Source organism: Massilia sp. Mn16-1_5 (assembly GCF_004798585.1).
Taxonomy (GTDB): Bacteria; Pseudomonadota; Gammaproteobacteria; order Burkholderiales; family Burkholderiaceae_D; genus Telluria.
Window position 1 is genome coordinate 135,702 of sequence record NZ_PPXQ01000007.1, and the last position, 18,878, is coordinate 154,579.

Annotated in this window: 13 protein-coding genes; 11 read left to right on the top strand and 2 right to left on the bottom strand. The window is 66.9% G+C overall.

Features of this window, described 5'->3' with window-relative positions; translation table 11 throughout:
• Positions 1–259 precede the first annotated feature (259 nt).
• The 7 genes from C2862_RS10295 (at position 260) to C2862_RS10325 (ending at position 10,433) form a co-directional block, all read left to right on the top strand.
• Positions 260–2,662, top strand: coding sequence for an EAL domain-containing protein (locus tag C2862_RS10295; RefSeq protein ID WP_136220033.1), 2,403 nt, complete (start codon positions 260–262; stop codon positions 2,660–2,662).
• A gap of 215 nt (positions 2,663–2,877) precedes the next feature.
• Complete coding sequence (gene acpA, locus C2862_RS10300; RefSeq protein WP_136220034.1) at positions 2,878–4,524, top strand: acid phosphatase; 1,647 nt, start codon at positions 2,878–2,880, stop codon at positions 4,522–4,524.
• Positions 4,525–4,777: 253 nt separating this feature from the next.
• Positions 4,778–5,599 (top strand): DUF4142 domain-containing protein, encoded by an 822-nt coding sequence (locus C2862_RS10305; protein ID WP_136220035.1) that lies wholly within the window; start codon positions 4,778–4,780, stop codon positions 5,597–5,599.
• Positions 5,600–5,732: 133 nt separating this feature from the next.
• Positions 5,733–6,299, top strand: a complete 567-nt coding sequence (locus C2862_RS10310; RefSeq protein ID WP_136220036.1) for a DNA-3-methyladenine glycosylase I — start codon at positions 5,733–5,735, stop codon at positions 6,297–6,299.
• Positions 6,296–7,951, top strand: a complete 1,656-nt coding sequence (gene mnmC, locus C2862_RS10315) for an FAD-dependent 5-carboxymethylaminomethyl-2-thiouridine(34) oxidoreductase MnmC (protein ID WP_136220037.1) — start codon at positions 6,296–6,298, stop codon at positions 7,949–7,951. Before C2862_RS10310 ends, mnmC begins: the two co-directional genes overlap by 4 nt.
• A gap of 92 nt (positions 7,952–8,043) precedes the next feature.
• Positions 8,044–8,751 carry a sensor histidine kinase KdpD gene (locus C2862_RS10320; RefSeq protein WP_136220038.1) on the top strand — a complete coding sequence of 236 codons (708 nt, stop codon included), beginning with the start codon at positions 8,044–8,046 and terminating at the stop codon, positions 8,749–8,751.
• Entirely contained in the window at positions 8,748–10,433 is a 1,686-nt protein-coding gene (locus tag C2862_RS10325; protein WP_136220039.1) for a tetratricopeptide repeat-containing response regulator, read from the top strand. The genes C2862_RS10320 and C2862_RS10325 overlap by 4 nt, the downstream gene beginning before the upstream one ends.
• A gap of 30 nt (positions 10,434–10,463) precedes the next feature.
• Here C2862_RS10325 and C2862_RS10330 read toward each other — a convergent pair whose 3' ends face one another.
• Positions 10,464–13,739, bottom strand: a complete 3,276-nt coding sequence (locus tag C2862_RS10330) for a patatin-like phospholipase family protein (RefSeq protein WP_136220040.1) — start codon at positions 13,737–13,739, stop codon at positions 10,464–10,466.
• Positions 13,740–13,870: 131 nt separating this feature from the next.
• Positions 13,871–14,518 (bottom strand): PhaM family polyhydroxyalkanoate granule multifunctional regulatory protein, encoded by a 648-nt coding sequence (locus tag C2862_RS10335; RefSeq protein WP_136220041.1) that lies wholly within the window; start codon positions 14,516–14,518, stop codon positions 13,871–13,873.
• A gap of 111 nt (positions 14,519–14,629) precedes the next feature.
• Between C2862_RS10335 and C2862_RS10340 the strand changes: the two genes are divergently transcribed.
• The 4 genes from C2862_RS10340 to C2862_RS10355 all read left to right on the top strand — a co-directional run bounded on the left by C2862_RS10340 (position 14,630) and on the right by C2862_RS10355 (position 18,872).
• Positions 14,630–15,739 (top strand): DUF3108 domain-containing protein, encoded by a 1,110-nt coding sequence (locus tag C2862_RS10340; protein ID WP_136220042.1) that lies wholly within the window; start codon positions 14,630–14,632, stop codon positions 15,737–15,739.
• Between the two features lie 2 nt (positions 15,740–15,741).
• Entirely contained in the window at positions 15,742–16,494 is a 753-nt protein-coding gene (locus C2862_RS10345) for a DUF3108 domain-containing protein (protein ID WP_136220043.1), read from the top strand.
• Positions 16,495–16,807: 313 nt separating this feature from the next.
• Positions 16,808–18,181: a hypothetical protein gene (locus C2862_RS10350; RefSeq protein WP_210735944.1), complete on the top strand. Its 1,374-nt coding sequence runs from the start codon at positions 16,808–16,810 to the stop codon at positions 18,179–18,181.
• Positions 18,174–18,872: a hypothetical protein gene (locus C2862_RS10355; protein ID WP_136220044.1), complete on the top strand. Its 699-nt coding sequence runs from the start codon at positions 18,174–18,176 to the stop codon at positions 18,870–18,872. The genes C2862_RS10350 and C2862_RS10355 overlap by 8 nt, the downstream gene beginning before the upstream one ends.
• The last annotated feature ends 6 nt before the right edge of the window (positions 18,873–18,878 follow it).

The following is an 18,878-nucleotide window of genomic DNA, read 5'->3' on the forward strand; positions in this document are numbered from 1 at the left end:
CGGCTTGCACTTGCTGTCTCTCTCGGCGTTCCGTCTGAACGAGCAGTCTACGCCGCCGGCCGCTCCTTTGCCAACACACTTGGCTTGCCCACACTGCTGTCGAGCAGACAAGAACGGCCGGCAAAGCGTCTCAAAATTTCTACAAAGAAAAATATATTTCATGCGGTTACCAGATTGGCATTTAGTTCGCCCCGAGAAATGCGTAACCTGAGCGGCTCGCCGCCTTCGGCGAACGACAGCGCAGTACACGGTATCTGAATTGAACGACAAGACAACGACAAGCGATCTGGCACGGCTGGCCGAGGAAAACACCGCCCTGATCGAAAACTCCCTGGACCTGATTGCCCTCATCGACGCCGAGGGCCGTTTCCTGCGCCTGAACGCGGCAACCTTCGACATCCTCGGCTACCTGCCTGAGGAGCTGGTGGGGCGCTGCTACTTTGAATTGCTGGCCGAGGATGAGCGTCCCCTGTTCGAGGTTCTGCGCGCCAACCTGCGCGCGGGCATGTCGATCCGGCGCGACCTGCACAGCCGCTGGATGCACAAGGCGGGGCATGCCGTCGTGATGTCGGTCTCGGTGCGCTGGTGCGCGCTCAGCCAGGTAACCTACGCGACGGCGCGCGACGTCACCGAAGAGCATGTTGCGCGCCAGGCCCTGGACAAGTCCCAGCAGCAACTGCAGGTCATGCTGGAAAGCATCGGCGACGCCTTCTTTGCCGTCGACCGCAACTGGCGCGTGACCTACGCCAACCGCAAGGCGGGCAATTTCGTGAACGTCGACGCCGGGGCCGCCATCGGCCGCAACCTGCTCGAGGTCGCGCCCGACCTGCACAACTCCCCCTCGCTCGCCTATTATCGGCGCGCCATGGAAACCGGCGAAGCCTGCGCCTTCGAGACCTACTGGGAGCCGTCCGGCGTCTGGGTCGAGGCGCGCGCCTATCCGAGCGAGGACGGCCTGTCCGTCTATTTTCATGACATCAGCTTCAAGCGCCAAGCCGAGCAGGCGCTGAGGAAAAGCGAGCAGCGCTTCCGCAATCTGTTCCAGCAGGCGGCCGACAGCATCGTCATTGCCGACCGCGAGCTGCGCATCGTCGCCGCCAACGGCCGCGCCTGCAGTGTATTCGGCTATACCGAAGAGGAATTCCTGGGCCTGCGCGCGCCCGACATCGACAGCGACTTCAGCTACACGGCCGAACTGGGGGCGGCGCTCCAGGATGGACAAACCCGGCTGCTGCGCATCACCAAGCGGCGCAAGGACGGCAGCACCTTCCCGGCCGACGTCCACATCTCCCGTTTCGAGGACGGCGGCAAGGAGTTTTACCAGGCCATCATCCGCGACGTCACCGAACGCGAGGAAACGCAGAACCGCCTGCGCGAGCTGGCCACCCACGACACCCTGACCGGGCTGCCGAACCGCGCGCTGCTGGGTGAACGCGTGCAGCGCCTGCTCGACACCTGCCCGCATGGTTCCACGGTGGCGACGATGTTCCTCGACCTCGACCGTTTCAAGGAAGTCAACGACTCCTTTGGCCACGAGTTCGGCGACATCCTGCTGTGCGAAGTGGCGGCGCGCCTGCGCGGGGTGATCCGTCCGGGCGACGTCATCGCCCGCCTGGGCGGCGACGAATTCGTGATCGCAGCCCTGTGCCCCAGCGGCCAGGCGGCGGCCGGGCGCATCGGCGAGAAACTGCTGGACGTGCTGACCACCCCGATCACGATCGCCGGCCAGGACGTGATCATCGGCGCCTCGATCGGCATCAGCCTGTTCCCGGCCGACGGCAACAGCAAGGAGCAATTGTTCCAGGCGGCCGACACGGCGATGTACCGCGCCAAGGCGGCCGGGCGCAACCGCTACCGCTTCTTCGAGCCGGAAATGGCCTTCGCCACGCGCGAACGGATGGCGCTGGAAACCTCGCTGCGCCCGGCGCTGGCGCGCGGCGAATTCGAGCTGCACTACCAGCCGCGCATCGACCTGCGCAGCATGACCATGGTCGGCATGGAAGCCCTGATCCGCTGGAACCATCCGGAGCGTGGCCTGGTCTCGCCGGCGCAGTTCATCCCGATCGCCGAGGAGACCGGATTGATCGCGCCGATCGGACGCTGGGTGTTGAGAGAGGCCTGCCTGCAGACGCGGCGCCTGATGACGGAATTCGGACGCGAGATCTGCGTCTCGGTGAACGTCTCGGCGCGCCAGCTGGCGCATGCGACTTTCGTCGGCGAAGTGCGGCAGGCGTTGCAGGAGTCAAGCATCCCGCCGCATTGCCTGGAACTGGAACTGACCGAAAGCGCGCTGATCGCCGACATCGAGCGCACCGCGCTGATGCTGCGCGAGTTGCACGGGCTGGGCGTGAAACTGGCGGTCGACGACTTCGGCACCGGCTACTCGGGCCTGGCCTACCTGCGCAGCTTCCCGATCGACGTGTTGAAACTCGACCGCTCCTTCGTGCTGCAGGAAGACGAGCGCATCAGCGCTTTCGATTTCGTGAAAGCGTTTGTGGACATGGCGCATGCACTGAAGCTGGCGGTGGTGGCCGAGGGCGTGGAGACGGCCGAGGTGGTCGAGTTCCTGCGTGCGGCCGATTGCGACGAGGCGCAGGGGTATCACTTTGCGAAGCCGCTGCCGCTAGAGGAATTACGCAAAAGACTCGCGGCCGAAATGTAGGGTGGGCATGCCCACGCGGTTACATCGCTCGCTACATGCCGGCCTTGTTCCGGGCGTTACTTGGACCGACGTCGACATCGTCGCGTCGGTGCCACCGGTAAAACGCGTGGGCATGCCCACCCTACAACACCCAACCGTGAGCGCCTGTCGTCAATATTTTCAGTAGGCAAGAAACGGGCGATAATCGCTGTTTTCCTTATTCAAGCGACGCCCTCATGTCCGACCGCGATCTCAACGAACAACCGGCGCAAGCGCCCGCCAGCCCGTCCCGCCGCCGCATCTTCCAGGCCGCCGCCGCCGTCGGCCTCGGTGCCAGCCTGCCGGCTGCCGCCGACGCCGCACCGCGCGCCAAGGCAAAACCCGCATCCTCGCTCGACGCCAAGCTCAAGGCGCACGTCAAGAACGTGGTCGTGATCTTTCTCGAGAACCGCAGCTTCAACAACCTGTTCGCCGGCTTCCCCGGCCTGGCCGCGCCGATGCCGGCCAGCGCACCGCAGATCGACCGCGACGGTTCCACGCTGCCGGCGCTGCCGAAGATCTGGGGCGGCATGGTGCCGGGACGCCAGAACATCGGCGGCAAGGATTACCTGATCGGCGAAGACAAGATCGCCAGTCTCCCCAACGGTCCGTGGAAACTGCATGACGGCGAAGGCCAGCCGCTGCCGGAAGCACTGGTCACGCGCGACCTGGTGCACAATTTTTATCACAACCAGATGCAGATCAACGGCGGCAAGAACGACGGTTTTGTTGCCTGGGGCGACTCCGGCGCGCTGGTGATGGGGCATTACGGCGAGACGAGTAAAAACCTGGGCCTGTGGCAGATCGCGCGCGAGTACACGCTGTGCGACAACTTCTTCATGGGTGCCTTCGGCGGTTCCTACCTGAACCACCAGTTCCTGATCAGCGGCCGCACGCCGGAATTCTTCAACGCGGCCGAAACGCCGGCCAGGAAAAAGATCACCGTGCTCGCGGACGGCCCGCAAGGCAAACGCCTGGCCGTGGCGCCGGACTCGCCGAAGTCCGCGCTCGACGGCAAGCCCAAGTTCGTCAACGCCGGCGCGATCACGCCCGACGGCTACGCCGTCAACACGATGGCGCCGCCTTACCAGCCAAGCTGGGTGCGTCCGGCGCCTGGGGGCGACGCCAACGCGGCCGATCCGCAGGATCCTTCCGTGCTGCCGCCGCAAAGCTACGACACCATCGGCGATCTGCTCTCGCGCAAGAAAGTGAGCTGGGCCTGGTACGGCGGCGCCTGGCAGGCCGCGCTCGATGGACGCGGCGCCGGCCAGCGTCCGAACTTCCAGCACCATCACCAGCCCTTCAATTACTTCCGCCAGTTCGCACCGGGCAGCGCGGCGCGCGCCGAACACCTGCGCGACGGCGGTCTGGGCGACAGCCCGATCTCGAACCGCTTCATCGCCGACGCGCTCGCCGGCAAGCTGCCGGCCGTGGCCTTCTACAAGCCGCAGGGCAACCTGAACCTGCACGCCGGCTATTCGGACATCGAATCGGGCGACGCCCACGTGGCCAACGTGATCGCGCACCTGAAAAACTCGCCGCAGTGGGAAGACATGGTGGTCGTCATCACCTTCGACGAGAACGGCGGCTGGTGGGACCACGTGGCGCCGCCCGAAGGCGACCGCTGGGGACCGGGTTCGCGCATTCCGGCGATCGTCGTTTCGCCGCACGCGAAGAAGGGCGCGGTCGACCACAATTTCTACGACACCACCTCGATCCTGCGCTTCATCACGCGCCTGCACGGCCTGCCGAAGCTGGAGGGCCTGGCCGCGCGCGACGCCGCTTTTGCCGCCCGCGGCGCACGTGGACCGGGCGACCTGACGGCGGCGCTCAGCTTCCGCTGAGTTGTTCGTTCATTGCCACAGCCGGCCTGCGCGCCGGCTTTTTTCATGCCCGCTCCCTCGGTAATCTTGCTAAAAGGCTACCGCGCGCTGGGTTGCGGAACCCGGCGATACACTGCCGCTTGGCTCGAGAATGCGCATCCGTGTGCTGCCGTCAAACACGGCGCAAGCGCTGCGCAACATGCCGAAGTCATCAACAGGAGCGGCGCATCGGAGACATGATGCCGGCTCCATCCCCAACCCCCAGGAGAGCATCATGCAAAAAAATAAAGCGTTGAAAGGACTGCTCGCCGTTTCGGCCGCAGCCGCCATGTTCGCCAGCTTTGGCGTGCAAGCACAATCGGCCACCACCGTGAGCCCACAGGGCCAGCCGAACATGACCGGCAAGACCGCGGGCGACGGCACGGTCAACAACACCAACAGCCAGGGCATGGAAAATCGCGGCAGCCAGGTCGGTTCGAGCACCGCCGGCTCGACTACCGGTTCGGCCACCGCGGGTCACGCGGGCCACCAGAGCGGCGCCGGCATGAGCGGCAGCACCGGCACAGGCAGCACCGGCATGGCCGACCAAACCTCGGGCCAGTCGGGCACGGCCGGCGCCACCGCGTCGGGCGCAGCGAAGATGAGCAAGGCCGACAACAAGGCCATCATGGATATGGCGATGGTGAACATGGCCGAAGTCGAAATGGGCAAGCTGGCGCAAAGCAAGAGCCAGAACCAGGAAGTGAAAACCTTCGCCCAGCAGATGATCGACGACCACACGAAGGGCCTGGCCGAAGTGCAGACCGTGGCGCAAGCCAAGGGCATCACCCTGCCGACCGAGCTCGACGCCAAGCACAAGGCCATGGCGGCCAAGCTGGCCAAGCTCGAGGGCGACAAGTTCGACCGCGAGTACATGAAGACGGGCGGCACGGGCGGCCACAAGGAAGCGCTGGCCATGCTGAACAAGAACGAGAAGAACGCCAAGGACAGCGACGTCAAGGCCCTGGCAACGAAAATGAAGCCGACGGTGGAACAGCACCTGAAGGCGGCCCAGCAGATGCCGGCTGCAAAGTCGGGCACGACCTCGGGCAAGTAATCCATCATTGATGGCCGCAAGCGGCGCCCTGGCGCCGCTTGCACGGGCGCGCTCCGGAACGATTCCGGAGCGCGCTCTCGTTTTATGCGGCGGCGTCGGGCGCTGCCTGCATGGGCTGATTTATACTTGCAACATGACCACCCATCGCTGCAGCTGGGCCAACCCGGCCAATCCCCGCTACCTCGACTACCACGACCACGAATGGGGCGTGCCCTGCCACGACGAGCGGCGCCTGTTCGAGATGCTCAACCTCGAGGGCGCCCAGGCCGGCCTGTCCTGGGAAACCATCCTGAATAAACGGGAGAGCTACCGCGCCGCCTTCGACGGCTGGGACGCGGAAAAGATCGCGCGCTACGACGACGCCAAAGTGGCCGAACTGCTGGCCAATCCCGGCATCGTGCGCAACCGCCTGAAGGTGGCGGCGGCGATCGCCAATGCGCGCGCCTACCTTGCCTTGCGGGCCGCGGGCCAGACCCTCGACAGCTACCTGTGGGCGTATGTGGACGGCAAGCCGCTGGTGGGGGACTGGGCCGACGGCACGCGTCCGAGCAAGACGCCGCTGTCCGACCGCCTCTCGACAGACCTGAGTAAGCGCGGCTTCAAGTTCGTCGGCTCGACCATCGTGTATGCCTACATGCAAGGCATCGGCATGGTGGATGACCACCATCCGAACTGTTTTCGCTACGCAGGGGCGAAGTGAATCCAGCACGCTTCTGGCAGGGCCGCGAACGCTACACCGTCTTCGACAGCGCCTACGGTGACGGCTCGCGCACGGCGGCCCTGATCGAGGCCTGGCGCCAGGATCCCGAGCGTCCCAAACGCCTGCACGTCGTGGCGCTGGCCGAGGGACAGCTGCCGGGCTTTCACCGCATCCCGCAGCCGGATTCCGGCCTCACCCTCGATCTGCTGAACGCACCGCTGGATACGGCGCTGGCCCAGCTGGCGGCGCGCATCGATTTCGCCTGGCTGCATGGCCTGCGCGGCCCGAACACAGGCTTTGCGCGCGCGCTGGCGCGGCTGGCGGCAGTGGACGCCCGCCTCGCCTTCGACTGGCTCGAACAGGAGCAGGTCGCGGCGCTGATGGCGCAGGGCTTCGTGTTCGAGAAAGGCGGCGCGCGCTTCGCCAGCCGCAAGCCGCGTCCTGTACTGCCCGAAGTCCCGGCGCGCCAGGCGATCGTGATCGGCGCCGGGCTGGCCGGCTGCGCGGCGGCCGAACGCCTGTGCGCGCGCGGCTGGGACGTGACCCTGGTCGAACGCCATGCCGCGCCGGCGAACGAAGCTTCCGGCAACCTGGCCGGCATCTTCATGCCGCTGCTCTCGAAAGACGACAACATCCCGACGCGCCTGACGCGCGCCGCCTACCTGTACGCGCTGCGCTACTGGGAGACCCTGGGCGGTATCGGCAAGGCCATCGAGGGCGCGGCCTGCGGCGTGATGCAGCTGGCGCGCGACGCGCAGCACGCGGCCGCCTCGCGTGCGATCGCCGCCGGCAAGCGCTATCCGCGCGCCTTCGCCGAATGGCTGGAAGCGGAGCAGGCGAGCGCCGCGCTCGGCCTGCCGGCACCCGATGGCGCCTGGCTGTTCCGCCAGGGCGGTTGGGCGCGTTCGGGCAGCGTGTGCGAGGCGATGCTGGCAGCCTGCGGCGAACGCCTGACCCGGCGTTTCGGCGTGGGCAGCGTGACGCTGGAGCGCGCCGGCGACGAATGGGAAGTGCGTAACGAAGGCGGCACGATCGCGCGCGCCGCGACCGTGGTGCTGGCCGCCGGCGCCGCGTCCACGGAGATTGCGCAGGCGGCGCGCCTGCCTTTGTCCGCGCTGCGCGGCCAGGTGACCCACCTCGACGCGGCCACGCTGCCGCAACTGCCTTTCGTGCTGTGCCGCGAAGCCTACCTGACACCGGCCGCCAAGGGCATCGCCTGTGCCGGCGCCACCTACGACCTGGACGCCGATCCACGCCTGCGCGCGGCCAGCCAGCAGGAAAACCTGGAACGCCTGCAAGCGCTGGTATCCGATCCGGCCGCGGGCGAGGGAGCGCCGCTGCGCGGCCGCGTGGGTTTTCGCTGCGTGGCGCCGGACCGGCTGCCGCTGGTGGGCGGCTTGCCCGACTTCGAATCGGCCGGCAGCACCGAGCGCCTGCGCGACGTGCCGCGCCATCCCGGTGTGTTCAGCCTGCTCGGCTACGCCTCGCGCGGCCTGATCTGGGCGCCGCTGTGCGCGGAGCTGCTGGCGGCGCGCCTGGAAAACGAGCCGCTGCCGCTGGAAGCGGCGCTGGTCGACGCCCTCGATCCGGCCCGCTTCGTGTTGCGTGCACGCCGCAGCATTCGCACGCCCGCAACGTTCGCCCCTGATTAAACGCATTGCCGCTCGCGGCATGTGAACTGTATCGCCGAGTCGGCGTATAATTTACGTACGGCAACTTTTTGCGCCACCCATGGCGCCGGCGCATGGACGACACCGCACACTCCCAGGACCTGCTCCTGTTCCTGGCCTCGACCGCCCACGACATGAAGAATTCGATCAGCGTGCTCTCCGGGACCCTGGAGCGCCTGCTGGTCGAGAGCGGGCCGCAGAATTCGACGGCCTATCCGCACATGGCGCAAATGCTGTACCAGACGCGCCGCCTGAACGACAACCTGATGCAGCTGCTGGCCCTGTATAAACGGGTCGGCACGCCCGAGTATCCATTCGACGTGCAGCCGATCGAAGCGGGCCAGCTGGTCGAGCAGGTGGTGGCGCTCGGGCGCGTGCTGTTGGAGGCAAAGGGGATCGCGCTCGAGGTCGAGGCGGATCGTGACTTGATCTGGCACCTCGACGAAGACCTGGTGGTCGGCGTCGTCTCGCACGCCGTCAACAACGCCGCCCACTACACGCGCGACCGCATCCGCCTGGCGCTGCGCGCAACCGGCGGCCTGCTGGAAATCCGCGTCGAGGATAACGGTGACGGCTACCCGCAGGCCTTGCTGGACGCCGGCGCGGCGGGCCTGAACGGTGCCGCCAGCGGCATCGACTTCCGTACCAACAGCGCAGGACTGGGCCTGTATTTTTCGCGCGAAGTCGCGCGCATGCACCGTCACCGCGGCCGCGAAGGCAGCGTGCGTCTGGAAAACGGCGGCGCCCTCGGTGGCGGCTGCTTCATCCTGAACCTGCCATGAACCTACCTGTCAAAGCTGCCGCCGAGCCGATCGACTGGGCCGGCAAGAACTACCTGGTGGTCGACGACTTCATCGGCGTGCGCCAGCTGCTGCGCGAGGCCCTGCGCAGCCTGGGCGCGAAGAACATCGACCAGGCGGCCAGCGGCGGAGAAGCGATCGGCCTGCTCGCCAAGACCCGCTACGACGTGGTGCTGTGCGACTTCAACCTGGGCGACGGCAAGAACGGCCAGCAGGTGCTGGAAGAGGCGCGCGTGCGCAACCTGCTGCTGCCGTCGAGCGTGTGGATGATGGTCTCGGCCGAGAAGAGCGTCGAATCGGTGATGGGCGCGGCCGAGCACCAGCCCGACGCCTATCTGGTGAAACCGATCACCGAGGGCGTGCTGCTCACGCGCCTGAACCGCGCCTGGCACCGCAAGCAGGTGTTCCGGCCGATCGACCAGGCCTACGCCGAAAAGGATTATTTGCGCGCGGCCCGCCTGTGCGACGAACAGATCGAAGCGAGCCGCGTGCACGAAATCGAGCTGCTGCGCATGAAGGCGCGCCTGATGGAAAAGAGCGGCGAGCCGGAAAAGGCGAGGGAGGCCTACGAGCGTGTGCTGAACCAGCGCGAATACCAGTGGGCGCGCGCGGGCCTGGCCAAGATCCGCCTCGCCAACGGCGAATTCGAGCAGGCGCGCCAGATGTTCCAAGGCGTGATCGCCGAGAACCGTTATTACATCGACGCCTACGACCAGCTGGCCCTGGTCTTCCAGAGCATGGGCAAGCTCGAGGAAGCCTGCTCCGTCCTCGAGCGCGCGGCGAAGCTCTCGCCGAATTCCGTGCCGCGCCAGCGCAACCTGGGGCAGATCTGCCTGAAACTGGGGAATGTCGCGCTGGCCGAAAAGGCCTTCCGCAAGTGCATCGCGATCGGAGAATACTCGGTGCGCCGCACGCCCGATGCCTACCTGGGACTGGCGCGGGTCTGCGGCCTGAAGAACGATCCGAAGGAAGCACAGGCGCTGCTGCTGGCGGCACAGCGCGAGTTTGGAGATGCGCATCCCGACATCGACCTGCGCGCCAAGATCACCGAGGGCCTGGTCTGGCACGAGAGCGGCGATTATCGCCGCGCGCGCAAGGCCGGCGACGAACTCGAAGCCTTGTTGGGCACGCGCACGGACCGTCCCGACACGGCCACCTGCCTCGAGATGGCGACCCTGCTGTTCGCGGTCGGCGTCAAGGAAGCGCCCGTCGAGCTGCTCTGCTACGTCATCCGCAACAACCACGACAACGCGGTGCTGCTCGACGAGGTGCAGGCGATCTTCGACAAGGCGCGTCTCGGCGAGGAGGGCGCAGACCTGATCCGCGCGGCGAAGAAGGAAGCGTCCGACCTGATGAACCAGGGCGTGCTGCTCTGGAAGACCGGCAAGCTCAAGGATGCCGTCGAGTGGATGCGCGAAGCGCGCGCCCGGCTGCCGAACAACCAGCGCATCCTGTTCAATGCGGCCCAGGTGCTGATCTCGCACATGCGCGAGCGCGGCTTCGACGAAGCCCTGTCGCTGGAGGCGCACGCCGTGCTGGCCCACGTCGACCGTTTGCAGCCGGGGCAGCAGCGCTTTGCGCAGCTGATGGAGCAGTTGGCGGCGCTGGCGCTGAAGCCCGAAGCACCGGACGCGCCATCGACCGAGGTCGACACCACGGCCTGATGGTGGGCACGGGGCGCCCACCCTACCTCACTACCTGAACCCGTCCCGCACTTCGGTTCTCTGTAACGGCACCACCGGCGCCGGCGCCGTCCCGCAGTTCACCGCGACCTTATGCTCGCGCAGCAGGAAATCGCATAGCCGCGCCACATCGTGCCGCCCGTTCGCCAGCTGCGCGGCCGCCGCCGCCTTCGCCAGCGCCGCCTTCGTGATGTGGTAGCCGAGCGCCCGATAACTTTCGAACTGGGCCTCGTCGAACCACTGGTCGGCCGTGCTCTGGTGCGGGTAGGCGGGATTGGCCTTGCGGTAGTTGAGCACGTCCGCGTTCTCGAGGCCGACGATGCCCGGCTTGATGTAGAGGAGGGTGCCGTCCTGGCCCTCCGGGTCGGCGTGGCTGTAGCGGATCGCGCCGACCGCGCAGCTGGCGCCGCACAGGCCCGTGGCCTTGATGATCTCCATCTTCGAGACGTCGATGTCGATGCTGACGTGCAGGTCGGTGGCGCACTTGCGGATGGCGTTGCCGAGGTCCTCGAAGGCCATGGTCTTGTCGCTGGCGACATCGACGGCGACGATGAGCCGGCAGCGCCGCCGCACCAGTTCGTAGATCCCCAGGTTCTCGAAGTGGCCGCCGTCCGACAGGTAGACGTAGTTGGCGTCGGCGTTGGTCATGCCGAACAGCTCCGCGATCAGGCTGAAGAGGCCGATGCCGGGCGAGGAGCGGGTCCAGCTCGATTTGAGCGGGTTCGGGCACCAGCGCCCCAGGCGCACGTTAAACATCGTCATCAGGAAGTTCAGCGGCGGCGACGAGTGGGTGCCCATGTTCGGACTGGCGGCCGCGCCCGACAGCGCCACCGCCATTCCCAGGCGTACGTGGGCGTCGTCGTCGGCCGCGTTCGGGCCGGAGGCATACTCGCGTGTGGGCCGGTAGGTGCCGCGCCGGGCCGCGTGCAGGTTCGGCATCAGCGGCATCTCGAAGCCGCAAAAGCGCGGCGTGAAGACGAAGGAGGCGGCCTTCCGCGTCTGCCAGGCCAGCTCTTCGCCGCTGACCAGGTTCAGGGAGGTGTTGACGATGTGGTAGGGGCGCTGGTTTTCCATGTCGGCCAGCTGCGGATCGTCGTGCGGATCGAAGCCGGTGAAGGGATGCGGCTTGCGGCGCGCGCTGCTGGCGCCGAAGTAGGCGCGCACCAGGCGGTTCCGGTACAGCATGTAGAGCGAGAACTTGTTGATGTCGACGCGCCAGCCCAGCAGCAGGGCCGCGCCTAGGAAGCAGCAGAAGGCGACCGCCAGCGTGGTGCCGCTGGTGGCCAGCGTCGCGTTGGCGTGCGCCGCGTACACGCAGGGCAGCGAGACCGGCGCCGGGCAGGCGACCTGCGGCATGGCGACCACGACCTGCACCAGGCTCGAGAGCAGGGCGAAGATGCCGACCGTGAAAAAGTAGGGCGCCAGGCGCGCAGCGATTTCGCGCTTGGCGCAGTTGCCGTCGCGCGAACCGGTGGCGCTGCCGCTGCCGGCCTTCAGGCCGATCACGGTCATCACCACCCAGCCGATGGCGGTGCCGGCGTTCGCGATCGGGTCGTAGGTCAGCCAGGCCCAGTGTAGCAGCGGCGCGAAGAAAAAGGCGACGCCGAACATGATCAGCCAGGCCAGCGAGAAGATCGAGGACCAGGCGCCTTGCCGGCTCCACCACTCGCGGCTGGCGTCGCTGTAGAGCGATCCGATCAGGCCGATCATCAGCGTCATCGTCACCGAGAACAGCGTCATCATCAGCGGCATGCCGAAGCTGCCGAGGGCGATGGCATTGTTCAGGATCGGATGCACCGCGGGATCGGGCAGCAAAGCCAGGCCCACGAGCAGCAGCAGGGTGCCGGCGGCCAGCGCAGCGAGGGCGCACACGAAATGGCTCAGGCCTTCGAGCAGCTCGGCGCGCGAGAGGTCGCGGATCGGCCGGTGCAGGCGCAGGCGCTGCTCGAGCGCCAGCGCCGCGCCGACGCCGATCATCAGGAGGCACAGCGCCGGGCACACGCGCCAGGCCAGCAGGCGCCCGACGTCGATGGTCAGCAGGTGCGCCACGGCGCCGGGCGCGAACTCGAGCGCGGCCGAGAGCGACAGGCTGGCCACCAGCATCGCGCCGGCGGCGCACAGCACATAGCCGGCGGTGCGGTAGGGACTGGTGCGGTCGTGCGCCAGGTACCAGCCGCTGGCCCAGACCACGAAGTACACCAGGCCCGGCACCAGCAGCCAGCCAGCGCCCCAGCCGTGAAAGCGCGTGGGCAGGCCGTCTTCCCACAGCGCCGGCACCACGCCGCCGTGGCGCCACAGGCCGATGCTGACCAAAAAGCCGGCCAACAGCAGCGGCAGGTTAACGCAGCGCAGGACCGCGCCCTGCTGCAGCGGAAAGCGGCGCAGGCCGCGCGAGCTTTCCGGTTTGCTCGAGATCGATAATGCGATACAGAACACGGCGAACAGGAACAGTCCCATGCCGACCAGCCAGATCGCATCCGACCAGCTGGCCCAAGGGGCACTGGGGCCGATCACCCGGTGCACGGCCCAGACTGCAAAGCGTGGCAGCAGCAGCAGGGCGCACAGCCAGGCAACCAGCATGGCGAGATTCAGGCAGGTGTTGCGCACATAGGTGCCGATCAGGGTCCAGGTATCGGCGCTGAATGTGCCGCTTTTTGGCGACAGGTAGTTGCTGTACTGGCGCAGGAACTGGATCTCGACCGGCTCAGTCGCTACCGTCTGGCCGGCCGCGCCGGGCGTCAGCAGGGCCTCGACGGCGGCCACGTCGCCGCCCCGCTCGCGGATGCATTTCGACAGCCAGCCGCCGATGAAACCGCCGCCCGAGACGGTGGACAGGTAATCGACGTCGCGCAGCAGGCGCAGTTCGGCCAGGGCCTGCAGGGCGCCGAGGTTGAAGGTGGCGCTGCGCACGCCGCCGCCGGACAGCGCCAGGCCGGCCAGGCGCGCATCGTGGGCGCGTGCCAGCAGGTCGCGGGTAGCAGCCGGCTGCACGTCTTCCGGACCGCCGCTGACGCCTGCTGCGCCCGGTTCCGGACGCAGCAGGCCGAGTTCATTTTGAAACACTTCGCTGAAGACGGTGCCGCTGCAGGCGTTCAGGCGGCGCCAGGTGGCTTCGTCGAGGGGGCCGCCGCCGGGCAAGCCTTGCTGGCGGCGGAAGGCGGCGATCGCGCCGGCCAGTTGTTCGACGCGGCGGGCGCTGGGCGGCACCGGGCAACCGGCGCTGTCGAGCTTGCGCCGCAAGTCGGCGACCTGGTCAGGCGTGAGACGGGAAAAATCGATGGTGGACATGCCGGTCTCCAACAGGGGAACGCGGCGGCCGGCTGCCCCGGCCGCACTGTCAAGTTCAGCACGGCAGGGGCGGGTGTGATGCCCGTCAAATCAAGACATGGGCGCGGCAGGAGGGATTTCCTGCCTGCGGATTACGCTTTGTCGGATTTCGTACGGGAAGGTTTCTGGGAGGAAGTGCCGGGCGTGCCGCCGGTGTCGCCCCCTGTCGTGGCACGCTTGGCCGGGTCGGGTACCGCGCTTGCAGCGGCTTCTGGCGCCGCGCTCTTGTCGCCGGCGCTGCCACTGCCGTCGGCCGGCATCGCGCTGGCCACGGCTTGACGGAACTGCTCTTGCAACAAATTCCACCAGGCCATGGCGGCCGGCATCACGGTCTCGGCCGTGGCGCCGTCGGCCGGCGGCGTGCCCGCCTGCTGGACGCCCGCGGCGTTGAAGAAGGCGGCGAAGGGCGGCAGCGAGGTGGTCTGCTCGCCTTTCTGGCCCATGGCCTGCGCCATGTTCTCGCTCATCGTTTTCAGGGTGGCGAGCGTGCCGCGCTGCACTTCCAGGGCCTGGATCGAGGTGCGCAGCATCGACAGGTTCAGGTTGAGCCAGTTTTCGACGGCTTTCAGGTCGGTAATACGCTTGTCGAGTTCCTCCACGGAGAGGGCGGGGGTACCCAGGCTGCCGGCGCCGGAGCCGGGCATGGTGACGCCGGGCACGCCCATGCTGCCCCAGAGGTTCTTTACGAACTCGAGCGTATCGGTCATGCCGGGAACGTTCTGCGAGGGTGGTTTCAGCATCATGGTCTCCATTGATTATTGGTCTAGCGTAGCAGATAAATAACACGCGTACCAAGCCGGACAGGCACTGCTGAGCAGCAAGCGTGCACATGGGCGAGTACACTAGGCACCATGGGTATTGTCGATGCCATTTTGCGACAGCGCCGCCCCGTGCTGGTCGGTGCGCTGATCGTCCTGCTGCACATCGCACTGTTTTTCCTTATTTCGGGAACGGTGTCGCTGCCGCGCATGCCTGCCGCGCAGGACCTGAGCTTCATGCAGGCCGAGCTGCTGCGCACGCCGCCGGCGCCGCCAGTCGAGCCCGTGGCGCTGCCGCTGCCGAAACCGGTTCCGCTGCCGCCTCCGCCCCTGCCGAAGCTGTCGCAGGACAATGCGCCGGTGCTGAACGAGGACGCCGTTGGGCCGCCGGGCGAGGCGGGCACCGGTGGCGCGGGGGAAGGCATCCCTGAAGCGGCACCCGTGGCCGTTGCCGCGGCAGAGTCTGCGCCTGCGCCGGCACCGGCACCCGCGGCGCCGCCGCCGCCCCCGGCGCCCGAGCCGCGCCGTTATAAAGTCGACGTGCCGCCGCCGGCGACGATCACGATGGACGTGGCCCGGGTCGATCCAGACGGCACGCGCTGGAGCGGCGAGGCGCAGCTGATGTGGCGCTTCAATGACGACAGCTACCGGATCGAGTTCGAGGCCGGCATCCGCATCGTGTTTACGCGCGTGAACCTGGCCGTGCTGACCAGCGAGGGCGCGCTCGCGGCGACCGGCTTCGCGCCCGTGAAGATGACGGAAAAGCGGAGAGGAAGGGCGCTCACCGCCACCCACTTCGATTGGGCGCACGACAAGATCACCTTCTCATCATCGCAAAAAACCGTGCCCTTGACCCCGGGCGCCCAGGACAAGGCCAGCGTGCCGCTGCAGCTGGCGGCGATCGCGCGCGGCGACCCGGGCCAGCTTTCCGGCGACATCGACATCCAGGTCGGCGAGGACCGCGACGCCGTCGTGTTCCGCTTCGTCGTGGTCGGACAGGAAGAGATCGACACCAGGCTCGGCAAGCTGCAGACCGTGCACCTGTCGCGCCCGCCGAAAGAGGGCTCCTACCGCTCGCGCCTGGACGTCTGGCTGGCCCCGAGCCGGGGCTGGTATCCGGTGCAGATTCGCAATTCGGAAGCCAACGGTGCAGTGACCACGCAAACCGTGAATAATATAGGCCTTACCGATACAGGAAAATGATAATGCGAAGCAATCTTCTGAAGAGTGGGGCAGCGGCTGTCCTGCTGGCGCTGGGCATGAATGCGTTTGCAGCGGCGCCCGTGAAACGCGCGGTCGAGCTGCCGCCGGCGGCCGACCTGTCCTATGAACTGAATGCCCAGCAGCGCGGTTTCGGCCTGAAGGGCGAGGCGCTGATCGCCTGGCGCAATAGTGGCAATAATGACGGCAAGTACGAGGTCAATGTGGAAGCGCGCGTGCCGCTGATCGGCAAACTGACCGAATACCGCAGCCGCGGCACGATCGACAGCTATGGCCTGGCGCCGGACGAGTTCTACGAAAAGCGCTACCGCAAGGACGCTACCACGACCACTTTCGATCGCGATAGCAAAACGATCACGTTCACGGACGCCAAGGAGCCCTACGCCCTGAAAGGCGGCGAGCAGGACCGCGCCTCGGTCACCTGGCAGCTGGCGGCGGTGGCGCGCGCAGCGGGGGAAAGCAAGTTCAAGCCGGGCAGCGAATGGAGTTTCATCGTCGCCGGGCGCCGCGACGCCGAGCCCTGGACCTTCAAGGTGGTCAAGCGCGACAAGATCCAGACCGGCATGGGCGAGCTCGACACGGTATTGGTGACGCGCGAACCGCGCGCGGATGGCAAGAGCGAATCCGTCGACATCTGGCTGGCGCCGGGGCAGGAGTGGTATCCGGTGAAATTGCGCTTCCGCGACGACGAGCGCGAGACGATCGAGCAGACCGTCACTAAAATTACCCGCAAATAAGCGTTGTTGGCCGGTTTACGGCATGCACCTGGCGGCGATCGACGCGTGGACGGGGGACCTGTCCACCCTACGATGAGGCTGGCTGTAGGGTGGACGGCTATGCCGTCCACGCGTCGGTACGCGACGCCTGCGCACTCGAAACCGCACCGCCACCGATTTGCAAGCCCCACACGCCCAACTGTGTCATTCCTGCCAACGGGCAACATCATCCCTCCTGATTGCCAGTCCTGAACTGTTATACTGGCGCCCCCGCGGACATCCCGGCCGGCAACACGCCGCCCGCGCCTCCGCGCTCGCAAAACTGGTATCCCACATGATCGACATACAGGCAGGCGCGGCCCTCGCCGCCGAATCCCATGGCGTAATCCCCGACGAGCTCGATCCGCTCGCCGCCCATTTCCAGAATGGCATCGCGCCGGACGAAATCGAGCAGGTGTTCCATTTGAAACGCGCACAGCCCATGCTGTCCGCGTTCACGGCCCTGTTCCACGGCACCCAGGACGGCGTGCTGGTGCGCCTGCTCGTGCTGCGCGAACTGGCGGCCGATACCGGCAGCTCGGCCTTCTCGCGCGCCGACATCAATCAGAAGCTGGCTTACCTGATCCCGGAAAGCCTGGAAACGGTGCTGAACCGCCTGCGTTCGCACGGCCTGCTGGCCTGGGACGCGCCGAGCGCCGTCTACCGCATCACGCCGCTGGCGCGCAACGTGCTGTCCGCGCTGGACACCCTGATCGCCCTGGCCAAGCCAGAGGAAGACGATGCCGAGATGGGCTTCCTGCTGTCGCAGGTGGCCGGCGCCCAGGCCGTCGGCGGCGTCACGGTCGAACAATTGAAGCACCTGCTGGGCCGCCTGATCGAGCTGACCGAGGAATTCCGCGACGCGATCGCCTCCGGTTCCGAATTCAAGCTGCGCAATTCGCAGGCGAAGTGGCACATGGCCTGCGACTGGGTCGAAAAGGGCTCCGTCATCCTGCGCGCGATCACCTCGGACGAACGCGCGGACGCCGCGACCCACAAGGCGGCGCAGGCGATCGGCCGCGCGCAGAGCGCCTTGCTCAACATGCAGGGCATGTTCTCGCGCGCCCTGAACCAGATCGAACGCCAGCGCGTGCACCTGGGCCAGTCCGGCCTGTCGACCACCGACGTGAAACGCTGGCTGCTGGCCCACGAGGACCTGGCCAGCCTTGCCGAAGGCGCGATCGACCGCCCGGTGGTGCCGCTGTTCGGCACGCCGGCCGAGATGATCGACGTGGCCGAAACCGAACTCCTGACCGAGCGCGTCGCCGTCGCCGGCCCGAAAGGCCTGCCGAGCGGCGAGGATGCGCCCCTCACCATCAACGACAACCCGGCCATGCAGGCCGAACTCGACGACTGGATCAACAAGCTGGCCGACTTCGCCAACCTGGGCAACTTCCCGGAGTTCTCGGAGACGGGGCCGAAGAAGGTGCAGCTGCACGAATCGCTGCTGCCTGCCGGCTTTGCCGTCGCCTCGTATCGCGCCTCGCTGCTGCCGCTGCTGGGCGACGCCGCCGAGGCCAGCCTGCAGGGCGCGACCGCCGAACTGGCGCGCCTGCCGATCCGCTTCGAGCCGACCGATGAAATGGTCCAGCTGGACGACCCGGAAGTCGCGGCCATGTCGTTTGCAACCCTCTCACTGAATCTGGAATTAGGCCCGGACCATGAATGACGATTCCCAAATCCTGATCGCGCGCCTGCTGACGCACCAGACCCTGCGCCGCGACGACAAGATGGTCAAGCGCGCGCTGTCGGATGACCAGTTCCGCGCCGAAGTGGACAAGCGCCTGCTCGAATGCGGCCTCAAGTTGCTCGACAACGTGTACGCCGACCACGTGACGATCGCCTTGCACCGCAACGTCGAACCGAAGATCTTCGGCGCCAAGGACATCTGGCAGAACAATAACTTCGGCCTCACGCGCGACGGCGTGGCTTTACTCGTCGTGCTGTGGGCGCAGATCATCCTGCCCAAGCGCGAGCGCCAGGAAACCCACGTCACCGTGGACGACGACCAGAACGACCTGTTCGACAAGGACAACCCGATTCCGCGCGCCGAGGACACCTCGATCGGCATTTCCTACACGGCGCTGCTGTCGGACTTCGGCGACAAGCTGGGCAAGAAGACGCGCATGGACATGAACCTGGGCCAGCTCTCCAAACTCGGCTTCATCGAACGCCGCGGCGACGTGATCCTGGAAGGCCCGCTGCTGGACTTGATGATGGACACCGACGTGCTCAAGGAGCGCATCATCAACGGCGCCCTGTCCGACGTGTTCAAGCGCGCGCCGCTGGCGGCGGTGCCGCGCAAGATCGACGCGGCCAACGATGCCGACGCCGTAGAACCTCTCGAACCATCGAACTGAGACACT

Bases quoted from the DNA above. Each gene is read 5' to 3' on its own strand.
- acpA (WP_136220034.1), top strand. From the start codon at position 2,878: ATGTCCGACCGCGATCTCAACGAACAACCGGCGCAAGCGCCCGCCAGC.
- C2862_RS10305 (WP_136220035.1), top strand. From the start codon at position 4,778: ATGCAAAAAAATAAAGCGTTGAAAGGACTGCTCGCCGTTTCGGCCGCA.
- C2862_RS10310 (WP_136220036.1), top strand. From the start codon at position 5,733: ATGACCACCCATCGCTGCAGCTGGGCCAACCCGGCCAATCCCCGCTAC.
- C2862_RS10320 (WP_136220038.1), top strand. From the start codon at position 8,044: ATGGACGACACCGCACACTCCCAGGACCTGCTCCTGTTCCTGGCCTCG.
- C2862_RS10325 (WP_136220039.1), top strand. From the start codon at position 8,748: ATGAACCTACCTGTCAAAGCTGCCGCCGAGCCGATCGACTGGGCCGGC.
- C2862_RS10330 (WP_136220040.1), bottom strand. From the start codon at position 13,739: ATGTCCACCATCGATTTTTCCCGTCTCACGCCTGACCAGGTCGCCGAC.
- C2862_RS10335 (WP_136220041.1), bottom strand. From the start codon at position 14,518: ATGCTGAAACCACCCTCGCAGAACGTTCCCGGCATGACCGATACGCTC.
- C2862_RS10340 (WP_136220042.1), top strand. From the start codon at position 14,630: ATGGGTATTGTCGATGCCATTTTGCGACAGCGCCGCCCCGTGCTGGTC.
- C2862_RS10345 (WP_136220043.1), top strand. From the start codon at position 15,742: ATGCGAAGCAATCTTCTGAAGAGTGGGGCAGCGGCTGTCCTGCTGGCG.
- C2862_RS10350 (WP_210735944.1), top strand. From the start codon at position 16,808: ATGATCGACATACAGGCAGGCGCGGCCCTCGCCGCCGAATCCCATGGC.
- C2862_RS10355 (WP_136220044.1), top strand. From the start codon at position 18,174: ATGAATGACGATTCCCAAATCCTGATCGCGCGCCTGCTGACGCACCAG.